This is a genomic window from Rhodococcus sp. NPDC055112 (assembly GCF_053607505.1).
The window spans coordinates 83,352-95,346 of record NZ_JBSGTR010000006.1 but is presented as its reverse complement, the minus strand read 5'-3'; the positions used below and the strand labels follow the sequence as shown (position 1 = coordinate 95,346).

Here is an 11,995-nt window from a genome sequence, read left to right as displayed (position 1 = left end):
GGTAAGGAATTTTCAATGACCAACAGTGCCAACAATTCTCATTCGATTAAGCCGTCGGTTGCCCGCACCGTCCGTAGCGGCTCGGTCGAGCTGGCGGTGTTCGAGCAGGGCAATCCGGCCGGACCGACACTGGTGCTGGTGCACGGCTGGCCGGACACCCACCAGCTCTGGGAGCACGTGGTGCCGCACCTGACGGACCGGTTCCGGGTGGTCAGCTACGACACCCGCGGCTCGGGCCGGTCCACGGTGCCGACCGCGGTCGCGGACTATCGGCTGGAATTGCTGGCGCAGGACCTGTTCGCGGTGCTCGATGCCGTCAGCCCCGATCAGCCCGTGCACCTGCTGGCTCATGACTGGGGATCGGTGGAGAGCTGGCAGGCGGTGTGCGAGCCGGGCGCCGAACGCCGGATCGCGTCGTACACCTCCGTTTCGGGGCCCAACCTCGACCACCTGGGGACCTGGCTGCGCGCCGGATTCACCAACCCCACCCCTGGAGGGGTCTACAAGCGCCTGACCCAGGCCGTCGCCTCGGCATACACCGTGTTGTTCCAGACGCCGGGGCTGGGACCGCTGCCGTTCCGCCTCGGCATGTGGCGGATCTGGCCGACCTTCCTGCGGTTCTTCGATGGTCTTGACCCGGCGCTCGTGCACCCCGCCCCCACCCTGCGCTCGGACATGATCAACGGACTCAAGCGGTACCGGGCGAACATCCGGCCGAAGCTGCGCGACCCGGCCCAGCGGCGCACCGCGGTCCCGGTCCAGTTGATCCTGAACACGCGCGACCGCGCTGTGCGCCCGGTCGGCTACGAGGACATCGAGCAGTGGGTGCCCGACCTGCAGCGCCGTGAGATCCCGGCCGGACACTGGTCCCCGATCTCACACGGACCGGACGTCGCCCGGCTGGCCGGGGAGTTCGTCGACGACGTCATCGCCAGGGACAGTGAGGACGGTACCGCCGCCAACTCCTGATCGCGCCACCCAGCTTTCGACCTACCGGGGAGGTCGAAAATGCGCTCACGGGGCCGTCAGGGGTGTCATTGGCGGCCCCGACCACGCCCGTAACAGTAAGATGGCCGGGTACCACGCGGCTGACGCTCGACAGGCCGCGACCGCCTTGGAGACGAGAAGGAGTGCAACCCGCCCGTGGCTGCCCAGAAATCAGACAAGAGCACTCCCAACAAGGACTACGGCGCCTCCTCCATCACCGTTCTCGAGGGGCTCGAGGCGGTGCGCAAGCGCCCCGGCATGTACATCGGTTCCACCGGTGAGCGGGGCCTGCACCACCTGATCTGGGAGGTCGTCGACAACTCGGTCGACGAGGCGATGGCAGGCCACGCAACGCGGGTGGACGTCACCCTCCTCGCGGACGGCGGGGTCGAGGTCGTCGACGACGGTCGCGGCATCCCGGTCGGGATGCACGCCTCGGGTGTCCCCACCGTCGAGGTCGTCATGACCCAGCTGCACGCGGGCGGCAAGTTCGACTCCGACGCGTACGCGGTGTCGGGTGGCCTGCACGGTGTCGGCATCTCGGTCGTCAACGCGCTGTCCACCAAGGTCGAGCTGGAAATCGACAACGACGGTCACCATTGGTTCCAGACGTACACGTACGCCAAGCCCGGTGAGCTGGTGCAGGGTGACGCCACCAACCGCACCGGCACCACCGTTCGGTTCTGGGCGGACCCGGACATCTTCGAGACCACCACCTACAGCGCGGAAACCGTCGCGCGCCGGCTGCAGGAGATGGCGTTCCTCAACAAGGGACTGACCATCACCCTCACCGACCAGCGGATCACCGACGAGGAGGTCGCGGCCGAGGTCGAGTACGACGCGGACGCCGCGAAGGCACCCGAGGTCCAGTCCATCCGGACCCGGACGTACCACTACCCCGGCGGCCTCGAGGACTACGTGCGGCACATCAACCGCACCAAGCAGTCGATCCACAATTCGGTCGTCGGCTTCACCGCGAAGGGCACCGGGCACGAGCTCGAGGTCGCGATGCAGTGGAACTCCGGCTACTCGGAGTCCGTGCACACCTTCGCCAACACCATCAACACCCATGAGGGCGGCACCCACGAGGAGGGCTTCCGCGCGGCCCTGACCACGGTGGTGAACAAGTACGCCAAGGACAAGAAGCTGCTCAAGGAGAAGGACGGCAACCTCACCGGCGACGACATCCGCGAGGGCCTCGCGGCGATCGTCAGCGTCAAGGTCGGCGAGCCCCAGTTCGAGGGCCAGACCAAGACCAAGCTCGGCAACACCGAGGTCAAGTCCTTCGTGCAGAAGGCCTGCAACGAACACCTCTCGCACTGGTTCGAGTCCAACCCGGCCGACGCCAAGACGATCGTCAACAAGGCGGTCTCCTCGGCGCAGGCCCGCGTCGCCGCCCGCAAGGCCCGCGAGCTGGTGCGCCGCAAGAGCGCGACCGACCTCGGCGGGTTGCCGGGCAAGCTGGCCGACTGCCGGTCCAACGACCCGAGCAAGTCCGAGATCTACATCGTGGAGGGCGACTCCGCAGGTGGCTCGGCGAAGTCCGGCCGCGACTCGATGTACCAGGCGATCCTCCCGCTGCGCGGCAAGATCATCAACGTCGAGAAGGCCAGGATCGACCGCGTCCTCAAGAACAACGAGGTCCAGTCGATCATCACGGCGTTCGGCACCGGCATCCACGACGAGTTCGACATCGCGAAGCTGCGATACCACAAGATCGTGCTGATGGCCGACGCCGATGTCGACGGCCAGCACATCTCGACGCTGCTGATGACGCTCCTGTTCCGCTTCATGCGGCCGCTCATCGAGCACGGCCACGTCTACCTCGCGCAGCCGCCGCTGTACAAGCTGAAGTGGCAGCGGTCCGAGCCGGAGTTCGCGTACTCCGACCGCGAGCGCGACGGCCTGCTCGAGGCCGGCCTGCAGTCGGGCAAGAAGATCAACAAGGACGACGGCATCCAGCGCTACAAGGGCCTCGGCGAGATGAACGCCAAGGAACTGTGGGAGACCACGATGGACCCGAGTGTCCGGGTGCTCCGGCTCGTGACGCTCGACGACGCCGCTGCCGCCGACGAGTTGTTCAGCGTCCTGATGGGCGAGGACGTCGAGGCCCGCCGCAGCTTCATCACCCGCAATGCGAAGGATGTCCGTTTCCTGGACGTCTGATTCATCCCATCAGCCGGGTCGGGTATTGTGATGTGAGTCACACTACCCGGCCCGGCTGATTGCGTCCTGGTGCCAGTGGTGCCAGTGATGCCGGTTACGTCGCTATTTTCTCAACTTCAACTACCTGGATAACGAAACGATAACTTCTTGGGAACATTCAAATGTCGACGTGTAACGCTTGGGCATCTACACTTCTGTACCGCCTAGGCGTCTGTCTCGACTCGTACCCCGACGAACTCCCTTTCCGCGATCGGGCGTACGGCACGAATGCAGGCCGTCGTGCCGCACCTGGGAGGAAAGTGAGTTTGCAACATGAACACTGAGACGCCGCCGCCGAACAGGCTGTGGAACCTCGAGGGCTGGGGCCTGCGGTGGAAGGTGGCCGCGGTGCTCGCGGTCCCGCTCACCGTTGCCGTCGTGCTCGGTGGACTGCGGGTGCAGAACGAGGTCAGTCAGGCGCTGGAGTTCCGTAACCAGGCAAAACAGGTCGCGGACATTCCCGAGATCGTCGACCTCGGCACCATCTTCGGCACGGTGTCCGCCGGCTACGCGACGAAGACGGTCACCAACGAGGACATCGTCGCGATGGAGAAGGCGATCGTCGCGGCCAAGGCCGCCACCTTCAACCCGGCCTTCCCCGACTCCGTCTCGGAGAAGTTGCGGAATGCGCTGGTCGGGATCGAGAAGATCCGGGATGACGTCAACAACGGCGTCGCCGATCCTGAACTCCCCGCCAAGACCGCGACGATCCGCGCGGGCATGACCGACATCGTCGACGAGGTCATCGGGCCCATCGACGATCCCGAGGTCGTCAACGCGCACGACCGCCTGGTGGGCGTCTGGGCGTCGCAGCGCCGCCTCGCCGACCAGGTCACCGCGGCGCTGGACGTGCTCAAGAACCCGAACGCCCCGCTGAACTCCCTGTACGCGGCGGCGGGCGCGGAGCGGGCGATGATCGACACCCTCGCTCGGTCGTACCCCCAGTCCGACGCGCAGATCCAGGAACTGCGCGATCGAAACCAGGCCCGGCTCGCCATCATCGACGGGGCCGCAGGTGGCGCGCTGCCGCTGCTCGAGCTCCGCGCCTCGATGCTCGCGAGCGTCAAGCTCTACGGGACCCTGCTCCAGGAGTCGACGCACACGATCGCGTCCGCGGTCGCCGAGCGCGAGCAGGAGACGACCAGCGCCGCGATCCGCGACTCGCTCGTCGTTCTCGGCACCCTCATCGCGGCAACGGTGCTCGGACTGCTGGTGGCCCGGTCGCTGATCAACCCCATCCGACGGCTACGCCGCGGCGCCCTCCAGGTGGCCAACCACGACCTACCCGACGCGATCGATCGCATCAAGGACGGCGAAGACACCGGGGTCATGGAGTTCGACCCCGTGCCCGTGCAGACCACCGAGGAGATCGGTCAGCTCGCACGCGCCGTCGACGATATTCACGGCCAGGCCCTGCGGCTCGCCGGTGAGCAGGCGCACCTGCGCCTGCGGATCGGCGACATGTTCGAGACGCTGGCCCGACGGAGCAAGTCGCTGGTCGACCAGCAACTCGGACTGATCGAGAACCTGGAGTTCGAGGAGAAGGACCCCAAGCGGCTGGAGAGCCTGTTCCGGCTCGACCACCTCGCTGCCCGCATGCGCAGGAACGGCGAGAACCTGCTGATCCTGTCGGGTACCAGGACCAGGCGCGGCCATTCCGCGCCGGTTCAGGTCGGTGACGTCGTGCGTGCCGCGATGTCCGAGGTCGAGGACTACCAGCGGGTCGAGGTCAAGGCCACGCCGCAGGGTGCCATCAGCGGCGCCGTCGCCACCGACATCGTGCACCTGCTCGCCGAGCTGCTGGACAACTCGCTGCGGGCGTCTCCGCCGGACAGCAAGGTGACCTTCAACTTCTCGCGTGCCGTCGACGGCGGGCTCCTGCTCGAGATCACGGACCGCGGAATCGGCATCCCGGCGGCGGAGATGGCGGTCATCAACGACCGCCTCGCCTCGGGTGGCGAGGTGAGCCCCGAGACGGCCCGCCACATGGGTCTGTTCGTGGCCAGCCGGCTCGCCGACCAGCACGGGCTGACCGTGCGGATGCGACCGACCTTCGAGACCGCCCGCAATCAGGGTGTGACGGTCAGCGTGCACATCCCGCACACGGCACTCGTCTCGTCGATGACGATGGGGATGACGGGCCCGCAGGACAGGGTCGATTCCGACGGATACCCGGTCACCGGGGAACAGGCCGTCGTCGCGGAACCTGCCGTCCCGGTCACCGTCACCGTGGGGCCAGGACCGTTGACCACGGGTCCGATCGGTCTGCCGCAGCGCACCCCGGCCGAGCCGAACGGTCTGCCGCAACGCGCTTCTGCCGAGCCGAACGGTCTTCCGCAGCGCACCCCGGCCGAGCCGAACGGTCTGCCGCAACGCGCGCCGGCCGAGCCGAACGGTCTGCCGCGGCGCACCCCGGCGATGCTGGGGGTTCTGTCGCAGCGCGCTGCCGAGCTGGAGGACCTGCCTCAGCGCGGTCAGTCCGCACCGAGCCCCTCGCCGCAGCCGAGTCCGCTGGCGCCGCCTGCCGGTCTCCCACAGCGGACCCCCGGTGCCAGCGGTCTGCCGCAGCGCACCCCGGGTGCGACGACAGGTCTGCCTCAGCCCAATCCCGAGGTGAGCGCTCCTGTGCCGGCTCCGGCTCCGGCCGCGCCGACCCTCGAATCGGCACAAGCAGCACCGGCGCCACCGGCGGCACCGGCGGCGAGGGTGGAGAGCGCGGAGGCCGCAGGTGCCACGCAGCACCGCTACCGCGTGAACCCGCAGAAGACCGCGTCGTTCTTCCAACCGCGTGCGAACGTCGAGCCGCTCCGCCCCATCCTCCACCCGCAGGAGACCACGCCGATCTTCAGCGGCATGGTCTCGACAGGCATCGTCTCCGACTGGTTGACGACGCCGACGCCGGGGGAGGGCAGCAAGAACTGGACCTCGGCGGCGGACGATGGCTGGGACGCCGCGCAGCGCGCGAGCGCCCTCCGTGTGGAGGCCCGGACCGAGTCCGGACTTCCGCAGCGGCAGCCGGGACACCAGTTGGTTCCGGGTGGAGTCGACGGGGCTGACAAGATCACTCCCAAGCTGCGCGACCCGGAGGCCATCCGCGAGAAGCTCAGCCGCCACCAGAAGGGCATCCGCGACGGTCGTGCCGCCAGCCATGCCGAACGCAACAGCATCTAAGGAGACAGATGAACATGGATCAGGGATCCGCGCTCAACATGGATCAGGGATCCGCGGGCGGCTACTCGCTCGATTGGTTGGTTTCGAACTTCGCGCGTGAGGTGCCGGGTGTCTCGCACGCCGTGCTCGTGTCCGCGGACGGCCTGCTCATGGCTGGAAGTGCGCACCTGCCGCTGGACCGCGCCGAGCAGCTGGCGGCGGTCACGTCGGGGCTGGCGAGCCTGTCGGCCGGGGTCTCCCGGCTGTTCGAGGGCGGCGGCGTCCTCCAGTCCGTCGTCGAGATGCAGCACGGGTACCTGCTGCTGATGAGCGTCGGCGATGGTTCGCACCTCGCCACGCTCACCTCGTCGGGCTGCGACATCGGCCAGGTCGGTTACGAGATGGCACTCCTGGTCGATCGCGTCGGCGCCTCCGTGCAGGCGACGCCGCGAGCCGGTATCGGGACCTGATTCCGAGGTGGCCATGGACGAGCAGCACAACGCAGAGACGGGGACCGGGCCGAGCCTGGTCCGGCCGTACTCCCTCACATCAGGGCGCACGAAACCCGCGGTGGAGCTCGCGCTGGAGGCGCTGATCCAGGTTCTGCCCGATCCGGAGAACCGGAACTGGGAGCTGGGCGACATCGAGGCGACCATCGTGGTGTTGTGCGCGCAATCGCCTTCGCTCGCGGAGATCGCCGCTCGGGTCGGCGTCCCCATCGGGGTCGCGCGCGTGCTGGTGGCGGACCTCGTCGAGGCCGGCCACCTGCGAATCCTGGCCACTCTGCAAGAAGACGCGAGCGACAGCGAGCGTCGGGAACTCATTGAAAGGGTCCTCGGTGGACTTCGCCAAATCTAGCGCCCAGCAGAATCGGGTGACCTCGACAAAGATCGTGATCGCCGGTGGATTCGGCGTGGGCAAGACAACCCTGGTCGGGGCCGTCTCCGAAATCGTGCCGCTCCGGACCGAGGCGCTGGTGACGAACGCCTCCGATGGCGTCGACAACCTCACCGGGATCCCGCAGAAGGCCACCACGACCGTCGCGATGGACTTCGGCCGCATCAGCCTGGCCGACGACCTCGTGCTGTACCTGTTCGGGACGCCGGGGCAGCACCGGTTCTGGTTCATGTGGGACGACCTGATCCGCGGCGCCATCGGCGCGATCGTGCTGATCGACACCCGCAGGCTCGACGAGAGCTTCGCCGCCGTCGATTTCTTCGAGGCCCGTAAGTTGCCGTTCGTGGTGGCGATCAACGAGTTCGACGACGCACCGCGGTACCCGCTCGAGGACATCCGGCAGGCCCTCGCGTTGTCGCCCGATGTGCCGATCATGTCCATCGACGCCCGCGATCGGGAGTCGGCCAAGGGCGGATTGGTCGCGATCACCGAGTACGCCCTGCGTCGGCTCGGTCAGCCGGTCGGGTAACACTCCTCTTCTGTTTCGGTGCCGTGATGCGCGGCACCACCCCGGCCTCCCGTCCACGACGGGGGGCCGGTTCCGACTTCGGGTGACTCGGTGATCGACGGATCGACCTGCGGACTCGAGCGCCGTCGCGGTGTGTTCGCCGTGGTAACTGCCGACAATCCGCGAGTGATGCCGGGTCTAGCTGACCTGCACCTATAGACTCGGGTGGTTGCGCGACATCCTGCGAGGCGGCCAGTCCGGAGGAGACGCGAAGCCGAGTAGAAGAGGAGCTCATGACCGACACCACGTTGCCGCCTGAGGGGACGGGGCACGACCGCATCGAGCCCGTCGACATTCAGCAAGAGATGCAGAGCAGCTACATCGACTACGCGATGAGCGTGATCGTGGGCCGTGCTCTGCCGGACGTGCGCGACGGCCTCAAGCCCGTGCACCGCCGCGTGCTCTATGCGATGTACGACAACGGGTACCGCCCGGACCGCGGCTACGTGAAATCCGCGCGACCGGTCGCCGAGACGATGGGTAACTACCACCCGCACGGCGACACCTCGATCTACGACACCCTGGTCCGCATGGCCCAGCCGTGGTCGTTGCGTTACCCGCTCGTCGACGGCCAGGGCAACTTCGGCTCCCGAGGCAACGACGGCGCGGCCGCGATGCGTTACACCGAGTGCAGGCTCACGCCGCTCGCGATGGAGATGCTCCGCGAAATCGACCACGACACCGTCGATTTCGCGCCGAACTACGACGGTAAGACCCAAGAGCCGACGGTTCTCCCCAGCCGTATCCCCAACCTGTTGATCAATGGTTCCGGCGGTATCGCCGTCGGTATGGCCACCAACATCCCGCCGCACAACCTGCGCGAGGTCGCGGACGCCATCTACTGGGCGCTCGAGAACTACGAGGCCGACGACGAAGCCACCCTGGCGGCGGTGATGGAGCGGATCAAGGGACCTGACTTCCCGACCTCGGGCCTGATCGTCGGCGGCCAGGGCATCAGCGACGCGTACCACACCGGCCGCGGCTCGGTCCGGATGCGCGGCGTGGTGGAGATCGAGGAGGACGCCAAGGGGCGCACCACGATCGTGATCACCGAGCTGCCCTACCAGGTGAACCCGGACAACCTGATCACCTCGATCGCCGAGCAGGTGCGGGACGCGAAGATCGCAGGCATCTCCGACATCCACGACGAGTCCTCGGACCGCGTCGGCATGCGGATCGTCGTCACGGTCAAGCGTGACGCGGTGGCGAAGGTCGTGCTCAACAACCTCTACAAGCACACCCAGCTGCAGACCAGCTTCGGCTGCAACATGCTCTCCATCGTCGACGGGGTGCCGCGCACCCTGCGGCTGGATCAGATGATCCGTCTCTACACCACGCACCAGCTCGAAGTGATCGTCCGGCGCACCAGGTACCTGCTGCGCAAGGCCGAGGAGCGGGCCCACATCCTGCGCGGACTGGTCAAGGCGCTCGACGCGCTCGACGAGGTCATCGCGCTCATCCGGGCGTCGCAGACCGTCGACATCGCCAGGGCCGGACTGATCGAGCTGCTCACCGTCGACGAGATCCAGGCCGATGCCATCCTCGCGATGCAGCTGCGCCGCCTCGCGGCCCTCGAGCGTCAGAAGATCATCGACGAACTCGCCGAGATCGAGCGCGAGATCGCGGACTACCAGGACATCCTGGCCAAGCCCGAGCGTCAGCGCGCGATCGTGCGCGACGAGCTCAAGGAGATCGTCGACAAGTACGGCGACGACCGGCGTACCCGCATCATCGCGGCCGACGGCGACGTCAACGACGAGGACCTGATCGCCCGCGAGGACGTGGTGGTCACCATCACCGAGACCGGGTACGCCAAGCGCACCAAGACCGATCTCTACCGGTCGCAGAAGCGCGGCGGCAAGGGCGTCCAGGGCGCCGGGCTCAAGCAGGACGACATCGTCAAGCACTTCTTCGTCAGCTCGACCCACGACTGGATCCTGTTCTTCACCACGAAGGGCCGGGTGTACCGGGCGAAGGCCTACGAGCTGCCCGAGGCCAGCCGCACCGCACGCGGCCAGCACGTCGCGAACCTCCTCGCCTTCCAGCCGGACGAGCGGATCGCCCAGATCATCCAGATCAAGACCTACGAGGACGCGCCGTACCTGGTGCTCGCCACCCGCAACGGCCTGGTCAAGAAGTCGAAGTTGACCGACTTCGATTCCAACCGCAGCGGCGGCATCGTCGCGGTGAACCTGCGCGGCGAGGACGAGCTGGTCGGTGCCGTGCTCGCCTCCTCGGAGGACGACCTGCTGCTGGTGTCGGCGCAGGGACAGTCGATCCGCTTCTCCGCCACCGATGAGGCGCTGCGGCCGATGGGCCGCGCCACCTCCGGCGTGCAGGGCATGCGCTTCAACGGCGACGACGAACTGCTCTCGCTGAACGTCGTGCGTGACGGCACCTATCTCCTGGTGGCGACCTCGGGCGGGTACTCGAAGCGCACCGCGATGGAGGACTACCCGGTCCAGGGCCGCGGCGGCAAGGGCGTGCTGACGATTCAGTACGACAAGCGCCGTGGCACCCTGGTCGGAGCGCTCATCGTCGACGACGACGACGAGCTCTACGCCATCACCTCCGGCGGGGGAGTGATCCGCACCGCGGCCAAGCAGGTGCGGAAGGCCGGCCGACAGACCAAGGGCGTGCGGTTGATGAATCTCGGGGACGGTGACACCCTGCTCGCGATCGCGCGCAACGCCGATGAACCCGATGAGTCCGACACCGCCGCGAGTGACGGATCGAAGGAGTCGTAGTGAGCACTCCCAACCAGCCCAGTAGCGACCGGCAGGGGTCACCTGCCGGTCCTGGCGCTCAGCCGCAGGCAGGTAAGCCGGAGGGGGCGACCGGGACTCCGTCCCCGGCGCCGTCGACCCCGGCTCAGGCCAAGCCCGATGCGCCCGCGCCGACCAAGCCCGACGCTCCGGCGGCGGCGACGTCGGCACCGGGACAGCCGGCCGCCCCCGCGCAGCGGGCCCCGGCCCCGGCTCCCGGTCAGGATCGTCCGGCCCCGCCCGCGCAGGGCCCCGGCCAGACTCCGCCGCGGCCGCAGGGCCAGGCGCCGCAGGGGCAGCAGCCGACCGGACCGTCCCGTCCGGCGCAGGCTCCGCCGTCCGGCACGACACCGGCAACGCCCGCGCAGGGATCGCGGCCCGCAGGTGGTCCGCCGCAGGGCGGCGCCGCCCCGGCCGCACCTCAGGGTGGTCGGCCGACCCAGGCTCCGGGCCAGGCGCCCGGCCAGCGTCCCCAGCAGAACGGCGGCCAGCCCAACGGTGCAGGCACGCGTCCTGGCGCCCCGGCAGGCGCGCCGGGCACGCGTCCGGCGTCGCCCTCCGGTGGTGCCGCAACGCGTCCGGGTACCCCCGCTGGTGCGCCGGGTACGCGTCCGGCATCGCCCACGAGCGGTCCGGGTGCGCGCCCCACGACACCCACAAATGGTCCTGGCGCACCCGCCACGCGTCCGGTCTCGGCGTCGAGCGGCCAGGGCACCCGTCCCGGTGCTCCCGCGGCCGGTAAGCCCGCGGCGGGAGCCCCGTCGGGCGATGATCCGGCGAAGGCGGCCCGCAAGGAGGCCGCCAAGGCCAAGACGGCGGTGATCGACGGCCCGACCCGGCACATCGACCGCTCCGATCTGGCGAAGGACCTGCCGGACCTGTCCGCGGTGAAGCATCCACTGCCCAGCGAGGCCCCCGCGGCGGCCGGTGCGGGTCCCAAGACGGGTGCGCAGCCCGCGTTGGTGGCCGTGCCTATCGACGCGGTCGCGGGTGACCCGTTGCGCGCGACCATCCAGGTGCGCAAGGTCGACCCCTGGTCGACGCTCAAGGTGTCCCTGGTGATCTCGGTGGCGCTGTTCTTCGTGTGGATGTTCGCCGTCGGATTCCTGTACGTCGTGCTCGACGGCATGGGTGTCTGGGATCGCCTGAACAACGCCTTCACCGACATCGTGTCGGAGACGGGCGACGAGGGCCTTGTCAGCGCGGGGCAGGTGTTCGGCTACGCCGCGCTGATCGGTGCCATCAACGTGGTGCTCTTCACGGCCCTCGCGACCATCGGATCGTTCATCTACAACCTCTGCACGGACCTTGTCGGTGGGGTCGAAGTGACCCTCGCCGACCGCGACTGACCTGAGGTTTTGGTTCCCCACCGGGCCGGTTTTGGTCGCGGCCGGTCGGTGGGGTAATCTCATGCCTCGGTTCA

The 11,995-nt window shown here is 68.3% G+C and carries 8 protein-coding genes; all 8 read left to right on the top strand.

Annotated features, from left to right (window positions below):
- Positions 1-15 precede the first annotated feature (15 nt).
- A complete protein-coding gene (locus ACWFRB_RS05225; RefSeq protein ID WP_452639334.1) occupies positions 16-969 on the top strand; it encodes an alpha/beta fold hydrolase in 954 nt (317 codons plus the stop codon).
- Positions 970-1,143: 174 nt separating this feature from the next.
- The gene (gene gyrB / locus ACWFRB_RS05220; RefSeq protein WP_452639333.1) at positions 1,144-3,153 is read left to right on the top strand and encodes a DNA topoisomerase (ATP-hydrolyzing) subunit B; all 2,010 of its coding nucleotides are present in this window, start codon (positions 1,144-1,146) and stop codon (positions 3,151-3,153) included.
- Positions 3,154-3,465: 312 nt separating this feature from the next.
- Positions 3,466-6,363, top strand: a complete 2,898-nt coding sequence (locus ACWFRB_RS05215; RefSeq protein WP_452639331.1) for an ATP-binding protein — start codon at positions 3,466-3,468, stop codon at positions 6,361-6,363.
- Positions 6,364-6,401: 38 nt separating this feature from the next.
- Entirely contained in the window at positions 6,402-6,812 is a 411-nt protein-coding gene (locus ACWFRB_RS05210; RefSeq protein ID WP_077044018.1) for a roadblock/LC7 domain-containing protein, read from the top strand.
- 13 nt (positions 6,813-6,825) lie between these two features.
- Complete coding sequence (locus ACWFRB_RS05205; RefSeq protein ID WP_077044017.1) at positions 6,826-7,200, top strand: DUF742 domain-containing protein; 375 nt, start codon at positions 6,826-6,828, stop codon at positions 7,198-7,200.
- 16 nt (positions 7,201-7,216) lie between these two features.
- Complete coding sequence (locus tag ACWFRB_RS05200) at positions 7,217-7,768, top strand: GTP-binding protein (RefSeq protein ID WP_452639329.1); 552 nt, start codon at positions 7,217-7,219, stop codon at positions 7,766-7,768.
- Between the two features lie 272 nt (positions 7,769-8,040).
- Positions 8,041-10,554, top strand: coding sequence for a DNA gyrase subunit A (gene gyrA / locus ACWFRB_RS05195; protein ID WP_452639328.1), 2,514 nt, complete (start codon positions 8,041-8,043; stop codon positions 10,552-10,554).
- On the top strand, positions 10,554-11,921 hold the full coding sequence (locus ACWFRB_RS05190; protein ID WP_452639326.1) for a DUF3566 domain-containing protein: 1,368 nt from the start codon (positions 10,554-10,556) through the stop codon (positions 11,919-11,921). The genes gyrA and ACWFRB_RS05190 overlap by 1 nt, the downstream gene beginning before the upstream one ends.
- Positions 11,922-11,995: the final 74 nt, after the last annotated feature.